Source organism: Modestobacter sp. SYSU DS0904 (genome assembly GCF_054051115.1).
Window position 1 is genome coordinate 22808 of the sequence record NZ_JBJHAQ010000022.1, and the last position, 22406, is coordinate 45213.

25 protein-coding genes are annotated in these 22406 nt (G+C 73.6%); 10 read left to right on the top strand and 15 right to left on the bottom strand.

The window, feature by feature from the left end:
• Positions 1–142 precede the first annotated feature (142 nt).
• Together ACI79U_RS14415 and ACI79U_RS14420 are read left to right on the top strand one after the other, a co-directional pair.
• Positions 143–1642 carry a phytoene desaturase family protein gene (locus ACI79U_RS14415; RefSeq protein WP_457069515.1) on the top strand — a complete coding sequence of 500 codons (1500 nt, stop codon included), beginning with the start codon at positions 143–145 and terminating at the stop codon, positions 1640–1642.
• 71 nt (positions 1643–1713) lie between these two features.
• The gene (locus tag ACI79U_RS14420; RefSeq protein WP_457069517.1) at positions 1714–2112 is read left to right on the top strand and encodes a phage holin family protein; all 399 of its coding nucleotides are present in this window, start codon (positions 1714–1716) and stop codon (positions 2110–2112) included.
• 15 nt (positions 2113–2127) lie between these two features.
• On the opposite strand, the gene ACI79U_RS14425 is transcribed toward ACI79U_RS14420, so the two are convergent.
• The 9 genes from ACI79U_RS14425 to ACI79U_RS14465 all read right to left on the bottom strand — a co-directional run bounded on the left by ACI79U_RS14425 (position 2128) and on the right by ACI79U_RS14465 (position 9887).
• Positions 2128–3033, bottom strand: coding sequence for a cytochrome c oxidase assembly protein (locus ACI79U_RS14425; RefSeq protein WP_457069519.1), 906 nt, complete (start codon positions 3031–3033; stop codon positions 2128–2130).
• The gene (locus tag ACI79U_RS14430) at positions 3030–3437 is read right to left on the bottom strand and encodes a hypothetical protein (RefSeq protein WP_457069521.1); all 408 of its coding nucleotides are present in this window, start codon (positions 3435–3437) and stop codon (positions 3030–3032) included. The genes ACI79U_RS14425 and ACI79U_RS14430 overlap by 4 nt, the downstream gene beginning before the upstream one ends.
• Positions 3434–4645, bottom strand: coding sequence for a cytochrome c-type biogenesis protein CcmH (locus ACI79U_RS14435; protein WP_457069523.1), 1212 nt, complete (start codon positions 4643–4645; stop codon positions 3434–3436). Before ACI79U_RS14435 ends, ACI79U_RS14430 begins: the two co-directional genes overlap by 4 nt.
• On the bottom strand, positions 4642–5184 hold the full coding sequence (locus ACI79U_RS14440) for a TlpA family protein disulfide reductase (protein ID WP_457069525.1): 543 nt from the start codon (positions 5182–5184) through the stop codon (positions 4642–4644). The genes ACI79U_RS14435 and ACI79U_RS14440 overlap by 4 nt, the downstream gene beginning before the upstream one ends.
• Positions 5181–7175 carry a heme lyase CcmF/NrfE family subunit gene (locus ACI79U_RS14445; RefSeq protein WP_457069527.1) on the bottom strand — a complete coding sequence of 665 codons (1995 nt, stop codon included), beginning with the start codon at positions 7173–7175 and terminating at the stop codon, positions 5181–5183. Before ACI79U_RS14445 ends, ACI79U_RS14440 begins: the two co-directional genes overlap by 4 nt.
• Positions 7172–7585, bottom strand: coding sequence for a cytochrome c maturation protein CcmE (locus ACI79U_RS14450; protein WP_457069529.1), 414 nt, complete (start codon positions 7583–7585; stop codon positions 7172–7174). Before ACI79U_RS14450 ends, ACI79U_RS14445 begins: the two co-directional genes overlap by 4 nt.
• Before the next feature lie 91 nt (positions 7586–7676).
• Positions 7677–8429, bottom strand: coding sequence for a cytochrome c biogenesis protein CcsA (ccsA, locus tag ACI79U_RS14455; protein WP_457069531.1), 753 nt, complete (start codon positions 8427–8429; stop codon positions 7677–7679).
• Positions 8430–8505: 76 nt separating this feature from the next.
• Entirely contained in the window at positions 8506–9189 is a 684-nt protein-coding gene (locus ACI79U_RS14460) for a heme exporter protein CcmB (protein ID WP_457069533.1), read from the bottom strand.
• Positions 9186–9887: an ABC transporter ATP-binding protein gene (locus tag ACI79U_RS14465; protein ID WP_457069535.1), complete on the bottom strand. Its 702-nt coding sequence runs from the start codon at positions 9885–9887 to the stop codon at positions 9186–9188. The genes ACI79U_RS14460 and ACI79U_RS14465 overlap by 4 nt, the downstream gene beginning before the upstream one ends.
• 162 nt (positions 9888–10049) lie before the next feature.
• On the opposite strand from ACI79U_RS14465, the gene coxB reads away from it, so the two are divergent.
• The 8 genes from coxB (at position 10050) to ACI79U_RS14505 (ending at position 17260) form a co-directional block, all read left to right on the top strand.
• Positions 10050–10985 carry a cytochrome c oxidase subunit II gene (coxB, locus tag ACI79U_RS14470; protein ID WP_457069537.1) on the top strand — a complete coding sequence of 312 codons (936 nt, stop codon included), beginning with the start codon at positions 10050–10052 and terminating at the stop codon, positions 10983–10985.
• Positions 10982–12886 (top strand): cytochrome c oxidase subunit I, encoded by a 1905-nt coding sequence (gene ctaD, locus ACI79U_RS14475; protein ID WP_457069539.1) that lies wholly within the window; start codon positions 10982–10984, stop codon positions 12884–12886. The genes coxB and ctaD overlap by 4 nt, the downstream gene beginning before the upstream one ends.
• 80 nt (positions 12887–12966) lie before the next feature.
• Positions 12967–13491, top strand: a complete 525-nt coding sequence (locus tag ACI79U_RS14480; protein WP_457069541.1) for a cytochrome c oxidase subunit 3 — start codon at positions 12967–12969, stop codon at positions 13489–13491.
• Positions 13488–13958, top strand: coding sequence for a hypothetical protein (locus tag ACI79U_RS14485; RefSeq protein ID WP_457069543.1), 471 nt, complete (start codon positions 13488–13490; stop codon positions 13956–13958). Before ACI79U_RS14480 ends, ACI79U_RS14485 begins: the two co-directional genes overlap by 4 nt.
• The gene (locus ACI79U_RS14490; protein ID WP_457069545.1) at positions 13955–14335 is read left to right on the top strand and encodes a c-type cytochrome; all 381 of its coding nucleotides are present in this window, start codon (positions 13955–13957) and stop codon (positions 14333–14335) included. The genes ACI79U_RS14485 and ACI79U_RS14490 overlap by 4 nt, the downstream gene beginning before the upstream one ends.
• On the top strand, positions 14332–15162 hold the full coding sequence (locus ACI79U_RS14495) for a c-type cytochrome (protein WP_457069547.1): 831 nt from the start codon (positions 14332–14334) through the stop codon (positions 15160–15162). Before ACI79U_RS14490 ends, ACI79U_RS14495 begins: the two co-directional genes overlap by 4 nt.
• Positions 15159–15989 carry a QcrA and Rieske domain-containing protein gene (locus ACI79U_RS14500; protein WP_457069549.1) on the top strand — a complete coding sequence of 277 codons (831 nt, stop codon included), beginning with the start codon at positions 15159–15161 and terminating at the stop codon, positions 15987–15989. Before ACI79U_RS14495 ends, ACI79U_RS14500 begins: the two co-directional genes overlap by 4 nt.
• The gene (locus ACI79U_RS14505; protein ID WP_457069551.1) at positions 15986–17260 is read left to right on the top strand and encodes a cytochrome b N-terminal domain-containing protein; all 1275 of its coding nucleotides are present in this window, start codon (positions 15986–15988) and stop codon (positions 17258–17260) included. Before ACI79U_RS14500 ends, ACI79U_RS14505 begins: the two co-directional genes overlap by 4 nt.
• A gap of 96 nt (positions 17261–17356) precedes the next feature.
• On the opposite strand, the gene ACI79U_RS14510 is transcribed toward ACI79U_RS14505, so the two are convergent.
• The 6 genes from ACI79U_RS14510 to ACI79U_RS14535 form a co-directional block, all read right to left on the bottom strand.
• Complete coding sequence (locus ACI79U_RS14510) at positions 17357–17785, bottom strand: hypothetical protein (protein ID WP_457069553.1); 429 nt, start codon at positions 17783–17785, stop codon at positions 17357–17359.
• A 66-nt stretch (positions 17786–17851) separates the two neighbouring features.
• The gene (locus tag ACI79U_RS14515; protein ID WP_457069555.1) at positions 17852–18628 is read right to left on the bottom strand and encodes an LGFP repeat-containing protein; all 777 of its coding nucleotides are present in this window, start codon (positions 18626–18628) and stop codon (positions 17852–17854) included.
• 228 nt (positions 18629–18856) lie between these two features.
• A complete protein-coding gene (locus ACI79U_RS14520) occupies positions 18857–19630 on the bottom strand; it encodes an IclR family transcriptional regulator (RefSeq protein WP_457069557.1) in 774 nt (257 codons plus the stop codon).
• 44 nt (positions 19631–19674) lie between these two features.
• A complete protein-coding gene (gene kduI / locus ACI79U_RS14525) occupies positions 19675–20511 on the bottom strand; it encodes a 5-dehydro-4-deoxy-D-glucuronate isomerase (RefSeq protein WP_457069559.1) in 837 nt (278 codons plus the stop codon).
• A gap of 41 nt (positions 20512–20552) precedes the next feature.
• Positions 20553–21863 carry a TRAP transporter large permease gene (locus tag ACI79U_RS14530; protein WP_457069561.1) on the bottom strand — a complete coding sequence of 437 codons (1311 nt, stop codon included), beginning with the start codon at positions 21861–21863 and terminating at the stop codon, positions 20553–20555.
• A complete protein-coding gene (locus tag ACI79U_RS14535; protein WP_457069563.1) occupies positions 21860–22375 on the bottom strand; it encodes a TRAP transporter small permease in 516 nt (171 codons plus the stop codon). Before ACI79U_RS14535 ends, ACI79U_RS14530 begins: the two co-directional genes overlap by 4 nt.
• Positions 22376–22406: the final 31 nt, after the last annotated feature.

A 22406-nucleotide genomic window follows, 5' to 3' on the forward strand; every position in this document is an offset into this window, starting at 1 on the left:
CGTGCAGGCGCGGTCTCGGTCGCACGGTTCGGCCCCGGTTCAGCTGCCGCTTCCGACCATAACCAGGGCAGGACGCCCACGCACCTCCTCGCCGCACCGGAGCCGGATGGCCCGCCGAGCAGTCCTCGTCGAGCATGGGGGGATGAACGGGAAGCCGGACGCCGTCGTCGTCGGTTCGGGCCCGAACGGACTGGCCGCAGCGCTGCGGCTGACCGCCGCCGGCCTCCGGGTCCAGGTGCTCGAGTGCGCCGCGACCCCGGGCGGGGGCATCCGGTCGGCCGAGTCCATCCGGCCCGGCTACGTCCACGACATCTGCGCCGCCGTGCACCCCATGGCCGCCGCGTCCCCGTTCTTCCGGGAGTTCCACCTGGCCTCCCGCGGCGTCCGTCTCCTCCATCCCGAGATCCCGTACGCCCACCCCCTCGACGGGGGCCGGGCGGCGGTGGCCAGGCCGTCGGTCGAGGAGACCGCCGCAGGCTTCGGCACCGACGCAGCCGCCTACCGCCGTCTCCTGGGTCCGCTGACGGAGCACGGGGACGCGCTGGTCGACTACCTGCTCTCCAGCGCGATGCGCCGGGTGCCCACCCGCGGCCTCCCGGCGATGGCGAGCTTCGCGGTCAACGGCGTGCCGAACGTCCGCTGGCTCACCCGCCGCTGGTTCGGCACCGAGGAGCCCCGCGCGCTCCTGGCCGGCGCGGCAGCGCACGGCACGCTGGACCTGACCCGCGCGATCACCGGCGGCCTGGGGCTCCTGCAGGGCATGCTCGCCCACCACCGTGGCTGGCCGGTGGTGGAGGGCGGGTCGCAGCGGATGGCCGATGCGATGGTCCTCGCCCTCCAGGAGCAGGGCGGTGAGGTGGTCACCGGGCACGACGTCACCGATCTCGGCGAGCTCGACGACGTGCCGGCGGTCCTGCTGGACACCACCCCGGAGGCCTTCGTGCGCATGGCGGGCCCTCGCGTGCACGAGGGCTACCGGCGGTGGGTGGCCCGGTACCGGCACGGGCCCGGGGTGTTCAAGATGGACTGGGTGCTGTCCGACCCGGTGCCGTGGACCAACCCCGACGTCCGCCGGGCCGGCACCGTGCACCTGTCCGGGACGCTGGAGGAGACGGTCGAGGCGGAGTCCGCTCCGGCGAAGGGCCGCGATCCCGACCGGCCGTTCGTCATCGCCGTCCAGCCGACCGTCGTCGACCGCACCCGCGCCCCGGAGGGCGGGCACGTGCTGTGGGCCTACGCCCACGTCCCGCACGGTTCCGACGTCGACATGAGCCGGCGGATCGAGGCGCAGATCGAGCGCTTCGCGCCCGGCTTCCGCGACGTCGTCGTGGAGCGGCGCACCACCGACGCGCGGCAGCTGGAGGTGTACAACCCCAACGACGTGGGCGGGGAGATCTCCAACGGCGAGGCCTCCATGTGGCAGATGCTGGCCCGCCCCGTACCCCGCTGGAACCCCTACCGGACCCCGGTGCCCGGCACCTACCTCGCCTCGGCGGCCACACCGCCGGGGCCGGCCGTCCACGGCATGTGCGGCGACAACGCCGCCCGCGTCGCGCTGCGGGACGTGTTCGGTGTCCGGGAGGCGCCCCCGCTGATCGCGGCCACCCCTGCCGAGGGGAGGCCCTCCCCCCGGGCCGGTTGACCGGCCCGACGAGGGGTACGGCGCGACGACGCACACGCTTTCCCGCGCACCGTCGACCCGGGAGGATCGCGATGACCGAGAGCAACTCGCCCGCCGACCTGCTGCAATCCCTGAGCGCCGACCTCACCGCGCTGGTGCGGCAGGAGTTCCGGCAGGCCCAGGACGAACTGGCGGCGAAGGCGCGCTCGGCGGGGCGGGCCGGGGCCATGCTGGGTGGAGCAGGCGCGCTCGGCGCGCTGGCGATCGGCAGCTCGGCCGGCCTGCTCCTGCGACTGCTGGAACGCCGGCTGTCGCCGCCTGCGGCGGCGGCGGTCGCGACCGCGCTGTACGCCGGTGGTGCGGGCGCCCTGGCCGCCGGCGCGAGGGCCGAACTGCGCCGGGCCTGGCCGCCGGTGCCCGAACAGGCGGTCGCCGGACTGCAGCGCGACGTCCAGGTCGCGACGGCATCCCATCCGCGACCGGCGCCCTGAGACCGACCGCAGGGATCACCGACCCCGCGCGAGCGCGGTCGAGGCTCCGGCGTCGTCGGGCATGGGCGGTACCGGGGGGAGGGCCTCGTCCGCGGGCATCGAGCGGACCAGCCGCAGGACCAGCAGCACGGCGGCCAGCAGGTAGACCGGGGTGCCGGCGGCCCACAGGACGGCACCGGCGACCTGCTGGTCGGCCACGGGGTCGAAACCGTGGGTGGCCGCCGTCTCGACGTACACCCCGTACCAGGGGGTGGACGACAGCATCATGACGCCTCCGAGCGCGGCCTCCCCAAACGCCGGGATCAGCACGGCGACCAGGCCGGCGACCAGCTGCCCGAGGCGCCGGCGCGGAACCCGCAGGACGCACCACCAGAAGACCGCCGCGGCGGCCAGGAAGGTGAGGTGCTCGACCACGTGCACCGCCTCCGAGCGCACCGCCGCCTCGTAGGCGCCGGGCAGGTGCCAGAGGAGCACCACGGCCAGGTAGCCCACCGCCGTCCCGAGGACGACGGCAGGATGGCGGGCCCGCCGGACGATCGCCGACCAGGGCGGCACGACCGCGGACCGCGCGGCAGCCGGGAGCACGGCGAGGACGCGGGGCACCGGGTCGGCGAGCACGAGCAACGGGGCCGCGACGATGGTGAGCAGCAGGTGCTGGAGCATGTGCGCGAGGAGGGAGTCCTCGGCGAGGCGCTCGAGCGGCGACGCCAGCGCGACGCCGAGGGCGACCAGCCCGAGCAGCCAGGCCGCGCCGGGCCCGACCGCCGTCCAGGGCGTGCGGCGGCGTGGTGCCGACCAGGCGAGCAGGTACAGGTAGCCGAACGCGGCCAGCCCGAGGACGGCGATCGTCAGGTACTGCCCGGTCCCCGACGCACCGGCCGGGTGCGCGAGGAACTCCGCCGGCGGTCCCGGGCTGCTCATGGCCCGTTCCCCCCGGCGGCCACGTCGAGGACGGTGTGCATGCCCGCGGCGTGGTGGCCGGTCACCGTGCACCAGAGTTCGATCCGCTCGCCGGTGGCCGCGGTGAAGCTGAGCTCGTGGGTCTCGCCGGGGTCGAGCACCGGCGTGACGGCCCGGTCGTCGGCGTCCACGCGCACGGCCAGGTCGTGCGGCGCGGCCCCGGCGTTGGTGACGAGCAGACGGACGCTGCCCGGACTCAACGGGCGTCCCTCGGTGACGATCTCCCACTCGGTCAGCCCGACGCGCTGCTCGGCGGCCGGCGGCCCCGCCGCGGGCTGCGGTGGGTCGTCGGCACAGCCGCCGAGGGCCAGCACGACGGCCACGGAGGCCAGCGCCCGTGCGGGGCGCGGGACGCGCCCGGTCACGGCACGTCCAGCAACGTCCGGACGGCCGCGGCGGCGGGGTGGTCCGGGGCGAGCTCCAGGAAGCGCCGCAGGGTCGTCCCCGCCCGGTCGTCCCCCAGCGCGTGCTCCGCCGTCCCCAGGATCAGCAGGGCCTCCGGGTGCTCGGGGGCGTCCGCGAGGACCGACTCCAGGAGAGGCACCGCCTCTGCCGGACGGTCGTCGCGGACCAGGGCGAACCCGAGGGCGAGCACCACGCCCGGGTCCTGCGGCCGCTCCTCCAGGACCGCGCGGTAGGCGGTGACCGCCTCGGCGAAGCGGCCGGCGTCGTCGAGGGCCCGCGCCTGCCGGAGCAGTTCGTCGGCGGCCTCGGATCCCCCTGCCCCTCCGGCGGCCGTGGCGGACTGCGCAGCCGCCGCGTCCCCGGCCCGGGCGCCGGGTGACTCCAGTGCCCGGGGGACGGCGACCAGCGCGACGACGCACGCCGCGGCGACCACGACCACCGGCACGACGACGGCCGGCCGCGGCCCCCGGGCGGCCGGCCCCGCCCGGGTGGCCGTGGGGGTCGACGCGCCGCCAGGGTCCCCGGTCGTCGTCGCGGGCGTGCCCTCCGGCCGGGCGGAGGAGAGCCGCAGGATCTCGGCCAGCAGCTCGTCCTCGATCCCCGGAGCCGGCGCGGTGCGCCCCGGATCGGAACGGACGTCGTCCAGCAGCTGCAGAGCCGCCTCCAGCCGCTCCTCGTCCCCGGAGCCGGTCAGCCCGCCGGGACGCTCCCGCGCCGCGGCGACCGCAGCCTCCGCCCTGCCCCGCTCGGCGTCGGTCAGCGACGGACGCCCGGCCGGCCGGCGGCGCGCGACCAGGACCCCCACCGCGAGCGCGCCGCCCAGGAGCGCCACTCCCGGCAGGACGACCAGCGCCCATCCCACGCCCCGACGTGGCGGGTCCAGCAGGATCCACTCCCCGTACCGCTCGACGAAGTAGCCGCGGATCTCGTCGGGCCCCTCCCCGGCCGCAGCGCGCTCGGCGATGACCGCGCGCATCGCCCGCGCCGCCGGTGCCGCCGAGTCGGCCGCCGACTCACCGGCGCAGGTGGGGCAGCGCAGGCCCGCGGCGACCTCACGGGCGGTCGCCGCCGGGTCGGCCCGGTCGATCGTGTCCTGCCGCCACCAGAGCGCGGCGACGAGCGCGACCACCGCCAGGACGACGGCGAGGATCCGCAGCCGGCCGCTCATCCCTGCCCCAATCGCGGGAGCACTTCCTCGGCGAGCCACGCGGCGGTGACCGCCCCGAACCGCTTGGCGACGACGGTGCCGTCGCGGTCGACGACGAAGGTCTCGGGCACTCCGGCCGTCCCCCACTCCAGGGCCAGCCGGCCGTCGGCGTCGGCGATGCTGGGGAACGACGTCCCACCGAGCCCGGCGAGGAAACGCCGGGCCGCGTCGTCGTCGTCGTTCACGTCGATGCCCACGATCCGCAGGCCCTGCGGCTCCCATTCCCGCGCCACCTGGTCCAGCAGGGGCATCTCCTCGCGGCACGGGGCGCACCAGGAGGCCCAGACGTTGACCAGGACCACCGATCCGCGGAGGTCGGCCAGGTCGACGTGGCCACCGTCGAGCGTGGGCCCGGACAGCGCGGGCGCCGGCCGGTCCAGGATCGCCGCGGGCGCCGCCGCGCCGGGCCGGCCCAGCGCCAGGGCCAGCGGCACGGTCAGCGCCAGGGCCGCCAGCAGCGCCGGCACGAGCAGCCACCAGCGGCGCCCGCGCCGGCTCATGGCTGCCCCGCGGCGAGTGCCGGGCGGTCCCCCGCCGCGTCCTCCCGGGGCGCACGGCGTCGGCCGGGCCAGCCAGCGAGGACGGCGCCGGCGGCCATGATGCCCCCGGCGAGCCAGAGCCAGGACACGAGCGGGTTCACCGCGATCCGGATCAGGGCCCAGCCGCCGTCCGGGTCGACCTCGGTGACGGTCAGGTACACGTCGCCCAGCGGGGTGGAGCGGATCGCCGGGGACGCCACCGTGATGCCGTGGGCGGGAAAGGTCCGCAGCTCGGGCGTGGCCGTGCCCCGTTCGTCCCCGGACTCCGTCAGCGTCAGCCGGGCGGCCACGCGCATCTCCTGCGCCGTCCGTCCACGGTCCACCGACTCCAGCCGCGCCGCCCAGTCGGCTGCCTCGACCCGTTCGCCCACCGCGACGCGCTGCTCGGTCGCCGTCGCGAATGAGGAGGACGCCGCGATGGCGACCGCGGCCACCGCCACCCCGACGTGCACCACGAGGCCGCCGTACAGCCGCCGCCTCCGGCGCCCGGCCTCCACGAGCGCCCGCGGCCACGACCGGCCGGTGGCCCGCCGGACGACCCGGGCGCCCTGGCCGACCAGCCGCAGCGAGGTGGCGAGCACGAAGCAGGCCAGGCCGAAGGCGGCCAGCGGTGCCGCCCCGTGCACACCGAGGAGGACGAGCACCGTCACCAGGGAGAGCGCGACCGCGGCCGGGACCGCCACCCGCCGGGCGAGCGACGGCATCGAGTCGCCGCCCCAGGACACCAGGGGGCCGACGGCCATCAGCAGCAGCACGGCGAGCGCGACCGGCACCGCCATCTGATTGAAGTAGGGCGGTCCCACGGACACCTGCCGGCCGTCGGCCAGCTGGGCGAACACCGGGAAGAGGGTGCCGAGGAGGACGGTGAACGCCAGCCCCACCAGCAGCACGTTGTTGCCCAGGAACACCGTCTCGCGCGACAGGCCGGCGTGCAGGGTGCCGTCCGGGCCGAGCCGGTCGGCGCGCCACACCAGCAGCACCGCGACGGTGACCAGCACGACGGCGAGGAAGCCCAGGATCAGGGCCCCGAGCGACGACCGGCTGAACGCGTGGACGCTGTCCACGACGCCGCTGCGGGTGAGGAAGGTGCCGACCAGCACGAGCACGAAACCGGCCACCGCCAGGCAGACGTTCCACACCCGCAGGGTCGCCCGGCGCTCCTGCACCATGGCCGAGTGCAGCAGGGCGGTGGCGGTCAGCCACGGCAGCAGGGAGGCGTTCTCCACCGGGTCCCAGGCCCAGTACCCGCCCCAGCCCAGGACCGCGTAGGACCACCACGCGCCGAGCACGATGCCCACGGTCAGGAAGATCCAGGCCACCAGCGTCCAGCGGCGGACGGCGAGCAGCCAGCCGCGCCCGGTGTCCCCGGTGACGAGCGCCGCGACCGCGTAGGCGAAGGGCACCACCAGGCCGACGTAGCCCAGGTAGAGCAGCGGGGGGTGCACCCCCATCAGCGGGTTGTCCTGCAGCAGCGGATTGGGCCCGGGCCCGTCCCCCGGGACCGGGAAGACGCGTTCGAACGCGTTGCCGCCCAACAGGGCCAGCGCGAAGAAGAAGGCGGCGACCACCGAGATCGTGACCAGCACCCAGGGGTGCTGCCCGGCGGCGCGCGCGTCGGGGCGGTGGGCGACCGCGACGGCGTACCCGCAGAGCACGACGAGCCACAGCAGCAGCGAGCCCTCGAGGGCCGACCACAGGCTGGTGACCGTGTAGTACAGCGGCACGGCGCGTCCGCCGTTCTCCGCGACGTAGCGGACGCTGAAGTCGTGGGTGACCAGTGCCCACTCCAGGACGACGGCCGCGGCGACCGCCGCCGCCAGCGCGGCGTAGGTCAGCCGCCTGGCCGACTCGGGCGTCCCGCGGCCGAGCGCGACCGCGGCCCAGACCGCCGCCGCCGTGACCGCCAGGACCAGTCCGGATGCCAGCGCGGCCGTCCCCAGCACCGACGTCACCCGGCCTCCCCCACCGGCCGGTACTCGTTGGAGTGCTTGACCAGGAGGAGGTCCCCGGCGAAGACGCCGTCCGGCCGCAGCCGTCCCTCCACCACCGCGCCCTGGCCCTCCGCGAAGACCGCCGGCAGCGCCCCGACGTAGACCACGGGGACGTCCTGGACGCCGTCGGTGACGGTGAATCGCGCCTCCGTGCCCACGCGCTCCAGCGACCCCGCGAGGACCAGCCCGCCGAGCCGCAACCGCTCCCCCTCGACCGGCGGCTGCGCCACCAGCTCCGTGGGCGTGCGGTAGTAGACCAGCGTGTCGGCCAGCCCGCCGACGCCGAGCAGTGCCAGCGCGCCGGCCACCGCACCGACGACCACCAGCAGGCGCAGCGACAGGGCGCGCCGCCGCGTCGCCGGCCGGCTCATCGGCCGGTCCGTCCGGGCCGGGTGGCCCACACGTAGCCCGACCACACCAGCAGCGTCAGCAGGTACCCGAGGGCGACGGCCAGTTCCGCGCTCACCGGCCCGCCCTCGGCACCACGGTGATGACCGGTGCGGCCTCGCCACCCGACGGCCCGGCGGGTGCGGCGGCGGGCGACGGGGCCGGGTGCGACGGATCGAGGCGCAACTGCGCGACACGGCGGCGGACGACGAGCAGCGCGGCGAGGGTGAAGGCCACGACGCCGGTCGCCAGTGCGGCGGCCATGGTCGCGTCGATCGGCGGGCTCCCCTCGGGGCCGAGCACGGTGGGCGGCTGGTGCAGGGTCCGCCACCACACGACGGAGAAGTGCACGAGCGGGACGTTGAGGAAGGCCACGATGCCGATCGCCGCCGAGCGACGGGCCGCGACGTGCGGGTCATCGTGCAGCCGCCGGACGCCGAGGTAGGCGAGGTACACCAGCAGGAGCACCGCGGTGGTGACCAGACGGGCGTCCCAGGTCCACCAGACACCCCAGACCGGGCGCCCCCACAGCATGCCCAGCCCGATCGCCAGGGCGGTCAGCCCGACGCCGAGCTCCGCCGCCGCCTGCGCGTACCGGTCCCAGCGCAGGTCGCGGCGCAGGAGGTACGCGACGCTGCACACCAGCACCGTCGCGAACGCCAGGTAGGCGACCCACGCGGCCGGCACGTGCACGTACATCAGCCGCTGCGCGCTGCCCTGGACGGCGTCCTCCGGAGCCACGACCAGACCGAGGACGAGCGCTCCCACGGCAGCCAGGAGGGCCGCGGCGGAGAGCATCCTGCCCCCGCGCAGCGACGTGCTCGGCACGCGCTCCACCTCCTGTCGACCGGCACCCGACCGGGCAGGCTCGGGAACAGTGGCTCAACGGGACCCGGCCAGTCTCTCACTCCTCCACGAGCGAGGGAAAGACGGCCCATGCGGCCGCCACCGCGACCAGGTCGTACGCGACCAGCAGCAGCAGCCAGGGCAGCGGCGATCCGGCGACGGTGGCCTGGGTCCCGGCGAGGAGGGCGGGCAACCCCGCGGGCAGCACCAGCGCGGCCAGCAGGCCCGCCCCGCGGGTGGAGGCCGCCAGCAGCGCTCCGAACACCGTCGTGCCCGCCGCGACGCCCACCAGCCCCAGGACGGCCGCGGCGCACCCGGCGATCGTCACCGGCCCGTCCAGGAGGAGGAACGCCAGCACGCTCCCGGTCACCCACGTGGCCGCCAGCGCGATCCAGAGCACGGTGGCCTTCGCGAGGAAGACGGCTCCCGGTGGCACGAGCCCGCGGATCAGGTCCCAGCAGTCGTCGTCGCGCTCGGCGGCCGCGACCAGCCGGGCCAGCGGCACGGCGGCGGTGAGCACCAGCAGCCAGACCAGGCCCGGCGCCGTCCTCCGGAGATCGGCGGGATCGGGGCCGAGCACGAGTCCACCGAGGACCACGCCGGCGGCCACGAACGGCAGCACGGACGCCAGCGCGTCGACGCCGCCCAGCGCGATGCGGACGTCGCGCCGGACCAGCACGGCCACCGCGCCCAGGGCGCTCCCGGCGGACGGCGACCGCACCGCACGGGACGAGTGGGTCATCCGGTCACCGTCGCCGCACCGGAGACCATGACGAGGCGGGCGTCCACCGGGGCGAGGTGGCCGCCCACGTCCGACCCGCCCACGTCCGACCCGCCCACGTCCGACCCGCCCACGTCCGACCCGGCCACGAGGACCGCGGTGCCGCCGGCGGTCAGGTCCCCGACGGTCCGCCAGACCGCCGACCGGCCGGGGGCATCGAGGTGCTCGAGCGGCTCGTCCAGGCACAGCACCGCCGGGGAGACCACCCGCGCCACGGCGAGGGTCACCCGTGCGCGCTGGCCGGCGGAGAGCCGTCCGGCCTCGCGCCCCCACAGGTCCGCCGGGAGGTCGCAGGCGGCCAGCGCCTCGGCGGCGTCGGACGCCGGGTCCCGGCGTCCGGCCAGGGCTCCGGCGAAGGCCACGGCGTCGACCACCCGCTGGGCACGGCGCGCCCCCGCCCCCGGGCGCAGGTACAGCGCGGGGCCGACCGCCGACCGGGAACCCGACGTCGGCTCGATCAGCCCGGCCGCGATCCGCAGCAGCGTCGTCTTGCCCGCGCCGTTCCCGCCGCTCACGGCGCAGACCGCACCCGCCGCGAGGCGCAGCGTCAGCGGCGCGAGCGCCGTCTCGTGCCCGTAGCGGTGCGCGACCCGGTCCAGGTGCAACGCGGGCGGGGCCACGCCGCCGGGGCGGTCGGACGCGCTGCTGGAGGGGGTCATCGTGGACAGGATCGTGCCACCGCGCCGTCGACCCGGGCCGCTCCGCCTGCGGTTGTGCCGTGCGACGCAGGCGCTAGGGTCGGCAGGGACCGCGGGAAGCCGCAGGGGGCGCCCGTTCCATCCGCCACGGGGGTTGCGAGCGTGCCTACCGAACTCGTGCCCGTGGCAGCACCGGCACCGGGCTCGGTGCTCGACCCGGTGGGTCCCGAAGCGGCGCAGATCGCCGGTCTCACCTGGTTCATGATCGCTCTCGGCGGGCTGCTCTGGCTGGCCACGGTCGTGTTCCTGGTGTTCGCCCTCCGCCACCGCGCGCGCCGCGCGCCGCGGGCCGCGAACCGGGGTGCCAAGGCCTTCATCGCCGTGTGGGGCGTGATCGTCCCGATCGTCGTCCTGCCCGCCGTCTTCGCCTACAGCCTGGTCGTGGGCGTCGACATCTCACGACCGGCGCCGCCGGAGGCGCTCACCATCGAGGTGGTCGGGCACCAGTTCTGGTGGGAGGTGAACTATCCCGACGCCGACGTCGTCACGGCCAACGAGGTGCACGTCCCGGTCGGCCGGCCCGTCCGGCTGGAGATGACGTCGGCAGACGTGATCCACAGCCTCTGGATCCCGCCGGTCGCCGGCAAGCTGGACCTGCTCCCGGGCCAGACCAACACGCTCTCCTTCCAGGTCGACGAGGCCGGCACCTACCTCGGCGAGTGCGCCGAGTTCTGCGGCATCCAGCACGCCCGCATGCAGTTCGTCCTCGTCGCCCAACCGGAGGAGGAGTTCACCGACCACCTGCTCGCGCTGCAGGAGGCCACCGCCGAACCGGACAGCGACCTGGAGGAGGCCGGTCGCGAGGTGTACCTGGCCGCGGGCTGCGGCCAGTGCCACCGGATCGAGGACGTGAGCGAGGGGGACGACTTCGCGCCCGACCTCACCCACCTCGCCTCGCGCGACACCATCGCGGCCGGGATGCTCGAGAACAACCGGGGCAACCTGGCGGGCTGGATCCTCGATCCGCAGGGCCTCAAGTCGGGCGTCCGCATGCCGCCGAACAACCTCGCGGGCGAGGATCTGCAGGCACTGCTCGCCTACCTGGAGAGTCTGGAATGACCGCACTCCAGGATCCCGCCGCCACCGAGGACCGGCTGGCCGCGACGTGGGCCACCCCGCCCGGGGCGGCGGGCTGGTTCACGGCGCTCAACCACAAGCAGGTGGGCCAGCGCTTCCTGATCACGGCATTCGTCTTCTTCGGCCTGGGCGGCATCCAGTCGGTGCTGATGCGCTGGCAGCTCGGGAGCGCCGAGAGCACCTTCCTCGACGCCCAGACCTACAACGAGCTGTTCACCATGCACGGCACGACGATGATGTTCCTGTTCGCCGTGCCGGTCGGCGAGGCGTTCGCCATGTACTTCCTGCCGCTGATGCTGGGCACCCGCGACCTGCCCTACCCCCGGTTGACCGCGTTCGGCTGGTACATCTACGTGCTCGGCGGGATCTTCCTCTACAGCAGCTTCCTCTTCGGCCAGGTCCCCGACGGCGGCTGGTTCGCCTACACCCCCCTCACCGGGCCCGAGTACTCCCCGAGCAACTCGATCGACTTCTGGCTGCTGGGCGTGACGTTCGTGGAGATCTCCACCATCGCGGGCGCGATCGAGCTGGTGGTGCTGATCCTCCGCAACCGCGCCCCGGGCATGAAGATCAGCCAGATGCCCCTGCTGGCGTGGAACGTGCTGGTCACGGGGCTCGCCGTCATCTTCGCGTTCCCGCCGCTGGTGGTCGCCAGCGTGCTGCTCGAGCTGGACCGCAAGGTCGGCACGCACTTCTACGACCCGGCGGCCGGCGGTGAATCGCTGCTGTGGCAGCACCTCTTCTGGTTCTTCGGCCACCCGGAGGTCTACATCATCCTGCTGCCGGGGCTGGGGATCATCTCCACGATCGTGCCCGTCTTCGCCCGCAGCCGGATCGTCGGCTACAGCCTGATCGCCGTCTCGACCGTGGCCATCGGCATCCTGTCGTTCGGCGTGTGGGTGCACCACATGTTCGTCACCGGGATCCCGCAGCTCGGGTTGGCCTTCTTCTCCGTGGCCAGCCTGTTCATCCCGATCCCCAGCGCCATCCAGGTCTCGGCGTGGATCGCGACCATCTGGCAGGGCCGGGCGGTGTGGAAGACACCCATGATGTACGTGGTCGGCTTCATCGTGATCTTCGTCCTCGGCGGGGTCACCGGGGTGATGGTCGCCTCCGTGCCGTTCGACCAGCAGGCGCACGACAGCTACTTCGTCGTCGCGCACTTCCACTACGTGCTCATCGGCGGCATCCTCTTCCCGGTGCTGGCCGCCATCCACTTCTGGATGCCGAAGATGACCGGCCGCCTGCTCGACGAGCGCATCGGCAAGGTCGCCTTCTGGCTGACCTTCATCGGCTTCAACGTCACGTTCTTCCCGCTGCACATCACCGGTCTGCAGGGGATGCCGCGCCGCCTCTACACCTACGCCGAGAACACGGGGTGGGAGCTCACCCAGGCCATCGCCACCTGGGGCACCGTCATCCTCACGCTCGGCCTGCTCATGACGCTGGGGAACGTCGTGCTGTCGGCGCGCAACGGGGAGCGTGCCGGGGACGATCCGTGGGGCGGGGAGACGCTGGACTGGTACGCGACCTCCCCTCCGCCCGCCTACAACTTCCGCGGCATCCCCGAGGTCGCCAGCCGGTCACCGCTGTGGGACACCCGTCCGTTCCGGCCGAAGTACGACCCGGCCACCTGGCAGGACGAGCTGCGCGAACCGCACGCGCCCGTGCGGCAGGTGGCGCTCACCAGCGTCCTCGACGCCGCGCCGGAAGAGCTGGTCACCCTGCCGCAGAAGTCGTGGTGGCCACTGCTGATGGCCTCCTCGCTCACGCTGGCCCTGATCGGCACGATGATCGACGTCTACCCCGTCGCCCTCACCGGCGTGCTGGCCGCCGTCGTCATCGGCGCGGCGTGGATCTGGGACAGGCAGGACCAGCTGTGAGGACGAGCGGGCACGCCGGGGACACCGCACCCCGCCCGGCACCGCACATCGCCCGGGGCACCGGGTGGTGGGGGATGCTGATGCTCCAGCTCGTCCTGGTGTCGATGCTGGCGGCGCTGCTGTTCGCCTACTTCTACCTGCGCGCCGGTTTCGACACCTGGCCGCCCGACCCGGCCCCCGCCCCCGCGCTGGGGTTGACGGCGGTCGCCACCGGGCTGCTGGTCCTCAGCGCCGTCCCGGTGGCCGCGGTCCACCTGTCCGCCCGGGCCGGGCGCGCCCCCGGCCACGTCCCCGTGGCGCTGGCCGCCGCCCTCGCCCTGGGGCTGGCGTTCCTCCTCGTGCAGTACGCCGACTACTCCGCGAACGACATCGACCCGCAACGCGACCTGTACGGATCCCTCTTCCTCGCCCTCGCCGGCTTCCACCACATCAACGCCGCGCTGGCGCTGCTGGGCCTCGGCATCGTGCTCCTGCGCGTGCGGTCCGGCGGCATGCGGCCGCGTGAGCAGGAGATGACGGTGACCGCCGCGCACTACTGGTACTTCGTCGTCTGGTCCTGGATCGTCGTCGCCGCCACCCTCTACCTGACGCCGAGGTTCTGGTGACCGCCGCGACCCCGGAGACCAAGCGACCCGCCGGGCGCCCGATCCTGTTCTGGTTCGGCGTGGGCGGAGGCACCGCGGCCTGGGTGCTGCACCTGCTCGTCGGCTACTGGTTCATCGAGGCCGCCTGCCCCACCGAGGGCCTGGCACTCCCCGTCTTCCTCGTCGTCCTCACCGTGGTCCTCGGGGTCGTGGCTGCCGCCGCGAGCTGGGCCTCGTGGTGGGCGATGCGGCACCTGCCGCCGCAGTCGGAGTCGACCGCGGTCCCCGGCCCCGAGGTCCGGCCGCTGCTGCCGTGGCGGCGCCGCCGCGACCCGGAGGACGCGCCCCCGGCCGGCGCCTGGGACCCGGTGCCCAGCCCCGCGCGCAACCGGATGCTGGCGCTGATCGGGCTCACCATGAACCTGCTGGCGGTCGGTCTCATCGCACTGGCGCTGCCCCCCGTCCTCGTGTACGGACCGTGCTGGTGACCGGGCGGCGGCTGCCGGGCGCGCGGCTCGGGGTGCTGGCGGCGACCGTCGCCGCGCTGAGCGCGTGCGCGAGCGCCACCGGGGAGCCGGAGGGATCGGTGGAGGCCGGCCGCGCCCTCCTCGGCCAGTACGGCTGTGTCGCCTGCCACCAGGTGCCCGGCGTCGCCGGCCCCCAGGGACGGGTCGGGCCCCCGCTCGGCACGATCGCGGAGCGGAGGACCGTCGCCGGCACCCTCCCCAACACACCCGACAACCTCCGGAGCTGGATCCAGGATCCCCAGGAGATCAACCCCGGCAGCCTCATGCCCGACGTCGGGGTCACCGACGACGACGTCGACGACATCGTCGCCTACCTGTACTCGCTGGAGTCACCGTGAGCCGCCGGACACCGACCGCCGCACGGCTGCTGCGGGTCATGGCACTGGTCGTGGCCTGCGTGGGCCTCACCCTGGTGACGGCTCCCGTCGAGGCCGCACCCGCGCCGGCGCCGCCGACCGAGGAGGTCGCGGCCGGCGGGACGATCTACCAGCGGTACTGCGGGATCTGCCACAACAACGACGGCAGCGGCATCCCGGGGACCGGGGTCGAAGCGGGGCCCGACCTCCGTGGCCTCCCGGTCGCCTACGTCGACCTGGTCATCCGCACCGGGCGGATGCCGATCCTGCACCGGCCGGTCGGTGCCGTGGAGGACGAGCTCACCGACGCCGAGCGGGAAGCGGTGGTCGACTGGATGGCCGGGGAGTTCGACCTGCAGGGCGGGATCCCTGTGGTGGGGGCCGGGGACCCGGGCCGCGGGCAGCCGCTGTGGCTGACCAACTGCGCACCCTGCCACAGCGCGGCGGGCAACGGCGGGATCTCGGCCGACGGGACCATCGCGCCGGAGGTCACCGACGTCGACGCCACCGGGATCGTGGAGGCCGTGCGGGTCGGCCCGTTCGAGATGCCGCGCTTCGGCGACGAGGTGCTCAGCGATCAGGACGCCGCCGACATCGCCGCCTACGTGCAGGACCTCTCGACCGCGGACACGACGCCGCTGGGCCTGTCGGACGTCGGGCGGGTGTACGGCGGCGTCTTCACCGGACTGCTGGCCCTGGCCATGGTCGGGACGCTGTTCGTCGTCGCCCGGCGAGGCCGGCGCCCGGCCGTGCGCCCGGAGGGGCCGCCCGCGGACGAGACGGAGGAGACGGAGGGCACGCGGCGATGACCGGGACCGAGTCCTCACCCGCCGACGTCCGGAACCGGCTGCGCCGCCCGGTGCCGATGGGCGTGGGCGCCGTCGGCGCCGGCCTGCTCGTGGCCTTCGTCGCCGGGGTGTTCCTGGACTGGCCGACCGCGGCGCTGGGCCTCGCACTGACCGGCGCCCTCCTGGCCACGGCGTTCCTCGTCGCCCGGCTCAGCGGGCCCGTCGCCCGGGAGCTGGTCTGGCCGGACGAGCGCCGGGCGGGTGACGCCCCGGTCGCGGCCGCGGCGAGGGCAGCCGTGAGCACCCCGGTGCGCCGGCGCTGGGTCCTCGGGGGCGTCGGCGGGCTGGGCCTGGTCGCTCTCGGCGGCGCGGTGCTGCTCGGGTGGCTCGGCCGCGACAGCGGCCCGCGGACGGCCTGGCGGCGCGGCGTCCACCTGGTCACCGCGGAGGGGCAGCGGATCCGCGCCGCGGACGTGCCGGTGGGTGGCTTCGGCACCGTCTGGCCCGAGGATGCGGTCCGTGCCGACCTGGCGGCCGTGGTGCTGACCCGCTTGGCGACGCAGGATGCGGAGCCCCCCACGGTGCTGGAGTGGGTGGTCGCGGACCGCCTCGTCGCCTACTCCAAGATCTGCACCCACGCCGGCTGCCCCGTCGGCCTGTACCAGGAGGACACCGACTCGCTGTTCTGCCCGTGCCACCAGGCCACGTTCGACGCGGCGCGGGGAGCGGTCCCCACCTTCGGCCCCGCGTCGCGTCCGCTCCCCCAGCTGCCGCTCGGCGTGGACCGCGACGGCTTCCTCATCGCGACGAGCGGTTTCACCACTCCGATCGGGCCGGTGCGTGGATGAGCGTGCAGGAGACCCCCACCCGGCCCCGATGGGTGCGCGAGCTCTTCGTGCCGACGCACTGGTCGTTCCTGCTGGGCCCGGTCGCCGTCATCTGCTTCGTGGTGCTGCTCCTGACCGGCCTGGTCCTGACGTTCTTCTACCAGCCGTCCACCGAGCTCGTGGAGTACGACGGCTCCGCCGCCCTGTACGCGGGCCGGGAGCTGCCCGCCGCCTTCTCGTCCGTGGTCACGATCAGCGAGGACGTGCCCGGGGGGTTGCTGCTGCGCCGGGTCCACCGGGCGGCCAGCTACCTGTTCGTGGCCACCCTGCTGCTCCACTTCCTGCGCGTGCTGCTGGCCGGTGCCTTCCGCGGACGGCGGTTCGCCAACTACCTGGTCGGTCTGGTGCTGCTGGCCCTGGCCCTGGCGCTGGGCTGGACCGGTCAGAACCTCGTCTACGACGTCGTCACCGGCAGCAGCGTCCGGATCGGGTACTCGATCGCGGCGAGCATCCCCTACGTCGGCGGGGGGCTCGCCGACCTGGTCTTCGCCGGCCCCGACGTGGACGACGTCGTCCCCCGGTTGTTCTGGCTGCACGTCCTGATCCTGCCGGTGCTCTTCGTCCTGGGCCTGGCCGTCCACCTCTGGCTGGTCGTCCGCCACCGGCACACCGTCCTGCCCCGGCGGCGGGAGGCCGGCGGCCGGCTCGTGGTGGCCGTGCCCAGCGGCGTGGGGCTGCGGTCGCGCGCGGGGCTGCTCGCGGCGCTGGTCTGCGCCCTGCTGGTGCTCGCCGGCACGCTGGTGCCCTTCGGCGACGTCACGCACATCGGCCCGTTCCTGCCCGGCGTCGCGGGCAACGACATGTACCCCGACTGGTACCTGTTCCCGATGGAGGGGGCGATCCTGCTCCTGCCCGCGGTCGAGTTCGCCGTCCTCGGCGCGACGATCACCAACCCGCTGCTCGGCGGGGTGCTGCTGCCTGCGGTCCTCGGTGGTGCGGCCCTCCTCTACCCCCTGCTGGAGCTGCTCTTCCGCCGGCGCCGCCCCGCGGAGCTCGACCTCCACGAGCACCCGTTCCACGCCCCCGCCCGGGTGGCTTTCGTGACGCTGCTGGTGGTCCCCACGGTGGTGACCGCCCTCGGCGCGGCCAGCGACGTCATCGCCCAGCTGGCCGGGATGCCCGTCGCCGACGTCATCCGCGTCCTCCGGGTCGCCTTCGTGACGGCTCCGCCGGTGCTCGCCGCGGCCATGTTCTGGTACGCCCGCCGGCGCTCCCGGCAGCTGACGGCCTGAGCCGGTCGGCCCACCCGGAGGTCCTCGACGTCGGCCGCGCGGAGCGAGAGACCCAGGCGGCAGCGGTCCACGATGACCTGGCCAACGCGACCCGAGCTACTCGTTGATGTCGGCGATCCCGTTGCCATCGAGGTCAGAGCCCGGCCCGAAGCACTCCTCGACGGTGGCGGTCCCATCGGAGCAGCGGACTTCGAGGTCGGAGGTGACGTGACCATCGTCCTCCGCGTAGGAGCCTCCGAGCTCCCCGTCGGCGGCTGCGTCCGCCCCATCGGACCGTGCGGCGGCCGCCTCTTCGGCCGCCCGCTGCGCCGCAGCCGCCTGGAGCGCCGCGGCGGCCTGTGCAGCCGCCGCCTGAGCCGCGAGCCTCTCGGCTTCGGCCCGCTCCGCCTCAACCGCCATGCGCGCGGCCTCTTCGGACTCGACCTCCGATCCGGAGGGGCCGACCCAGGTGACGGCCGCATGTGACGTCGGGGCCGCTGGCGCCGTCGCGTCGGCAGCGGTGCCGCAGCCGGCCAGCAGGGCCACGGCGAGCACAGCGAGGAAGGCCGGGCGCGAACACATCAGAGAACTCGTGTCGTCCGTTGCCGCGGATCAGCAGTAGTCCGGGTACGTCTCCGTCACCTGACCGGTGCAGAACGAGAAGTACAGCACCCCTCCGTCGAAGAACTGGTAGACCGTCCCGCCGGACCTGTTCTCCTCCGACGTGGGGTAACCCAGCCGACCACGCTCGTAGCCGCGGGCCGCCCAGTACCCGTAGAAGGCACCACTGACGCTGTGCGGCTCATCCGGAATCGACCGGTACACGTCCGGCTCGTAGATCGCCCCGTACTGGAACCGCTGGAACGTCCCACCGGCCGCAGCGGGCGCCGGCGCCGACGCGGGGTAACCAAGCGGCCCTCGTTCCCAGTTGAGGGAGTCCCAGAGCGTGTAGAACTCCCCGACCACCGTGTGGGCGCCGGTGCTGGGTGACCAGTAGAGGGTGCCGCCCTGGAAACGCTGAAGCACTCCGCCATTGAGTGGGATCTCATTGGATGCGGGATAACCGAGCCAGCTGTTCTCCCAGCCGCGGGCCGCCCAGTACTGGTAGAAGGCCCCGCCGACCGGGTGGGCGCCGGTGTTGGGTGACCAGTAGATCGCCTGGCGGGTGAAGTTGGTGAACGCCCCACCCTGGTTGGCCAGCGGCGCCTCACTGGTCAGCGGCTCGCCCGGGGCCTTGCCCAGCCGCAGCCACTCCGCCTCGATCGCGCCGCGAACGTCCTGCGGCCCGTTGGGCCCCGGATACACGGCCGCCTGCGCAGCGGTGGGAGCGGCCAGGAGAACAACGGCGGCAAAGACAGCGGCGATTCGAGCCCGCACCAGCACGTGCATGACGTTCTCCCCCGTGAAGCGCGGACGTGGCCGTCCACGACGCGGCGACCGTAACGCCGCCGTCGATGAAACGCCCATCCGGGTTCCGTGGCTCGGATGCCCTGCGGCCGGCCGATGGCACCACCGAACGGGTGATCGCTCAGCCGGTCATGACGTCCGGGCTGGGAGCTCCCGCCCGAGGACCGCCCATCTCGTGCTCGACGGAGCGGGTGGCCCGCACCCGTCACGTCAGACGCCGCGGGCACCCAGCAGCCGCGAGATCTCGGCGGCGGCGGCTCTGGCTTGCGGGGCGAGCGCTTCGATGGACGTTCCGGGGTGCTCGAGGGCGATCGACGAGATCGACAGTCCGTGCGTGGCTCGGCCCGTGCTGTCGTAGATCGCCGCCGCCACGCACACGGTGCCGTCCTCGTTCTCGCCCAGGTCTAGCGCGAAGCCTCGCTCACGCACGACGTCGAGCACGCTGCGGAGCGAGCCGACATCCCGAACCGTCGCGGCCGTGCGCGACGGCAGCCCGGTGCGCTCGGCGTAGTCGTTCACCTGGTCGTCGGTCCAGGTGGCCATCACGGCTTTCCCCATGCCGGTCGAGTGCATGGGGATCGCCAGACCGATGCGCGAGCGCATGCGGTAGGGCTTCGAGGAGTCGGTACGGATGACGTAGATCATCTCGTCGCCCGCACGCACTCCGACGTGCACCGTGCAGTCCACCTCGGCGACGAGGCGGTCGACCACGGGCTGGGCAACGCGGGTGATGTCGGTCTCGGTGAGCACGCGGCCCGCCAACGACATGAACCGCGTGCCCGCCCGGTATCCGTGCTCCGCGTCCCCGGAGAGGAACCCCTCCTCCACCAGGGTCGCGACGAGACGATGCACCGTCGACTTGGCAAGGCCCGTGTGCTCGACGATGTCGGTGAAGCGCTCCTGCACCAGCGCCGCCTCGAGCACCTGGAGCAGCTTCTGCGAGGCGTTCGACGGTGACTCCCGCCGATCGGTCAGCAGCTCCATCCTGGCCCCTCCGCTTGCGCTCATCTCATGCACTCGCTCGCTCGTCAGGTCAGCTCGGTGATCTGCACGTGGTCCATGTCGTCGAACGACTGGTTCTCGCCGGCCATGGCCCAGACGAAGGCGTAGGCCTGCGAGCCGACGCCCGAGTGGATCGACCAGCTCGGCGACATGATCGCCTGCTCGTTGGCAACGAGCATATGGCGTGATTCGCTCGGCTCGCCCATCAAGTGCAGCACGCGGGCGTCTTCGGGCACGTCGAAGTACAGGTAGAACTCGGTACGGCGCTCGTGCGTGTGCGCGGGCATCGTGTTCCACATGTTGCCCGGGTGCAGGCGGGTGACACCCATGACGATCTGGCAGCTGCGGATGCCGTTCTCGTGGATGACCTGGCGCAGCGACCGGCGGTTGGAGGTCAGCTGGTCGCCGAGCTCGCGCACCGTGCCCTCGCCGGGGCGACCCAACTGGGACGGGTACTCGGCGTGCGCCGGCGCAGAGAAGCCGTAGTACTTCGCCGGGTCGTCGGCGGAGTCGGAGGCGAAGACGACGTCGCGCGTGCCGCGGCCGAGGTACAGCACCGCCTCGCGCTCCATCGGGTAGGTCTCACCGCCGGCACGGATGCTGCCGGGCCCACCGACGTTGACGATGCCGATCTCGCGGTGCTCGAGGAAGAACTCCGAACGGATCTCGGGGATGGGGGTCAGCTCGATCTCGGCGTCGGTGGGCACGACGCCGACGGCGACCACGCGGTCGTAGTGCGTGGGGATGGCGACCTGGCGACCGGCGACCAGCAGGTCCTCGATCAGGAACCGGTCGCGCAGGTCCTGCTGCGAGAACCCGGGGATCTGCTCTGCGGCGACTGGGCCGCGCATGGACGAAGGCACTGCGTCTCCTTGAGGTGGGTGTCGGATGGACGGACGGTGCGTCAGTCGACGAGGCCGGCCAGGCGCGGCAGCCACAGCGACACGTCGGGCACGAAGACGACGATGAACAACATGACGATCAGCACGACGAGGAACGGCACCATCCGCCTGATGACCGGCTCGAGCCTCGTCTTGGCCACCTGGGTGCCCACGAACAGCACCGGCGCGGAGGGTGGCGAGATCACGGCGATCGACAGGTTGAAGACCATCATGATCCCGAAGTGCACGGGATCGACGCCGTAGGAGACGGCGATCGGCAGGAAGATCGGCACGAAGATCAGCAGCGCCGGCGTCGGGTCGAGCGGGATGCCGATGACCAGGAGGACGAGCATCATGATCAACAGCACGACGACCTTGGAGTCGGTCCATCCGAACAGCGACTCGGCGATCAGCTGCGGCAGCCGCGCGTACGTGAGGATGTAGCCCATGATCGACGAGACCGCGATCAGGAAGATCACGATCGCGCTCGTGCGGCAGGCGTCGTACAGGATGCGGTCGAGGTCGCGCACCCTGATGGTGCGGTAGATGAACGACAGCACGAGCGCGTAGACGACCGCGATGACCGCACCCTCGGTGGGGGTGAAGAAGCCGGCGACGATACCGCCGATGACGACCACGATGAGCCCGAGCGAGGGCAGGGCCTGCAGCACGGTGGTGAAGAAGACGCCCCAGCCGGGGAACGGCTGGCCCTTCAACTCCGGGTGCCGGCGCGCGTGGAAGTAGACGACGCCCGCGCACGACAGGGCCCACAGGGCACCGGGGATGTAGCCGGCGAGGAACAACGCCCCCACCGAGGTACCACCGGCCGCCAGCGAGTAGATGATGAGCGTGTTGCTGGGCGGGATCAGCATCCCCGCCGGTGCGGAGCTGACGTTCGTCGCGGCCGACATCGCGGGGTCGTAGCCGCTGCGCCGGAGCATCGGCGTCATGGTCGAGCCGACCGCGGCCGCGGTGGCCACCGCCGAACCCGACACGGTGCCGAAGATGGTGTTGGCGATCACGTTGCTCTGCATGAGGGAAGCCGGTGCGCGCCCGACGAGCACGCGGGCGAGGTTCACGAGCCTCTCGGCTATCCCGCCGGTGTTCATGATGACGCCGGCCAGCACGAAGAACGGGATGGCCAGCAGGGCGAACGAGTTCGCGCCGCGCAGCATCTGCTGGGCGGAGGTGATGGCGCCGTTGTCGAAGCCCGCCACCAGCATGAGGCAGACGGTCGAGGGCAGACCGATCGCGATCGAGACCGGGGCTCCGATGGCGAGGAGGACGACGAGGCCGACGATGAGGATCAGCCCGATGACGAGTGGATCGGTCATGCGGTCGCTGCCCCCGGGTCCTCGTGGAAGCCCTCGCGTCCCGTGAAGTCACGAGACAGGGCGTGGGCGATGTGCAGGAGCAGGTAGAAGGTGATCAGCGCTCCCGAGATGGGCAGCGCGAGCGAGAGCTGGCCCTGCGTGAAGGGCAGCAGCGGGTTCGTCTGCGCCCAGGCGGTCATCGACTGCTCGATGCCGCCGAAGAGCATCACGTAGCCGACGAAGGCGAGCACCGTGAGGTAGGCGAGGACGTCGACGATGCGCTGCCCGAGGACCGGCAGCCTCTCGACGAGGAAGTCCATGACGACGTCCGCCTTCTCGCCGATCGCGATGGAGATGCCGATCAGGCTGACCCAGACGAAGGTGTAGCGCGCGGCCTCCTCGCTCCACGCACTCGGTGCGCCCAGGACGAGGCGGGTGAAGACCTGCCAGACCACGAGCAGCACGAGCACCGCGAACAGGACGACGCAGATGGCTCGCAGGGTGCGATCGAGCCAGCGGCGGACGACGGTCATGGACTTCCTACCGGTCGAGGGAACGGACGGG

What these genes read in the sequence shown, in the direction of transcription:
- ACI79U_RS14530 (WP_457069561.1), bottom strand. Translation starts at nt 21,863, where the DNA reads ATGACCGATCCACTCGTCATCGGGCTGATCCTCATCGTCGGCCTCGTC.
- ACI79U_RS14520 (WP_457069557.1), bottom strand. Translation starts at nt 19,630, where the DNA reads ATGGAGCTGCTGACCGATCGGCGGGAGTCACCGTCGAACGCCTCGCAG.
- ACI79U_RS14420 (WP_457069517.1), top strand. Translation starts at nt 1,714, where the DNA reads ATGACCGAGAGCAACTCGCCCGCCGACCTGCTGCAATCCCTGAGCGCC.
- ACI79U_RS14425 (WP_457069519.1), bottom strand. Translation starts at nt 3,033, where the DNA reads ATGAGCAGCCCGGGACCGCCGGCGGAGTTCCTCGCGCACCCGGCCGGT.
- ACI79U_RS14435 (WP_457069523.1), bottom strand. Translation starts at nt 4,645, where the DNA reads ATGAGCGGCCGGCTGCGGATCCTCGCCGTCGTCCTGGCGGTGGTCGCG.
- ACI79U_RS14535 (WP_457069563.1), bottom strand. Translation starts at nt 22,375, where the DNA reads ATGACCGTCGTCCGCCGCTGGCTCGATCGCACCCTGCGAGCCATCTGC.
- ACI79U_RS14465 (WP_457069535.1), bottom strand. Translation starts at nt 9,887, where the DNA reads ATGACCCCCTCCAGCAGCGCGTCCGACCGCCCCGGCGGCGTGGCCCCG.
- ACI79U_RS14515 (WP_457069555.1), bottom strand. Translation starts at nt 18,628, where the DNA reads ATGCACGTGCTGGTGCGGGCTCGAATCGCCGCTGTCTTTGCCGCCGTT.
- ACI79U_RS14500 (WP_457069549.1), top strand. Translation starts at nt 15,159, where the DNA reads ATGACCGGGACCGAGTCCTCACCCGCCGACGTCCGGAACCGGCTGCGC.
- ACI79U_RS14450 (WP_457069529.1), bottom strand. Translation starts at nt 7,585, where the DNA reads ATGAGCCGGCCGGCGACGCGGCGGCGCGCCCTGTCGCTGCGCCTGCTG.
- ACI79U_RS14460 (WP_457069533.1), bottom strand. Translation starts at nt 9,189, where the DNA reads ATGACCCACTCGTCCCGTGCGGTGCGGTCGCCGTCCGCCGGGAGCGCC.
- ACI79U_RS14440 (WP_457069525.1), bottom strand. Translation starts at nt 5,184, where the DNA reads ATGAGCCGGCGCGGGCGCCGCTGGTGGCTGCTCGTGCCGGCGCTGCTG.
- ctaD (WP_457069539.1), top strand. Translation starts at nt 10,982, where the DNA reads ATGACCGCACTCCAGGATCCCGCCGCCACCGAGGACCGGCTGGCCGCG.
- ACI79U_RS14415 (WP_457069515.1), top strand. Translation starts at nt 143, where the DNA reads ATGAACGGGAAGCCGGACGCCGTCGTCGTCGGTTCGGGCCCGAACGGA.
- ACI79U_RS14480 (WP_457069541.1), top strand. Translation starts at nt 12,967, where the DNA reads ATGCTCCAGCTCGTCCTGGTGTCGATGCTGGCGGCGCTGCTGTTCGCC.
- ACI79U_RS14505 (WP_457069551.1), top strand. Translation starts at nt 15,986, where the DNA reads ATGAGCGTGCAGGAGACCCCCACCCGGCCCCGATGGGTGCGCGAGCTC.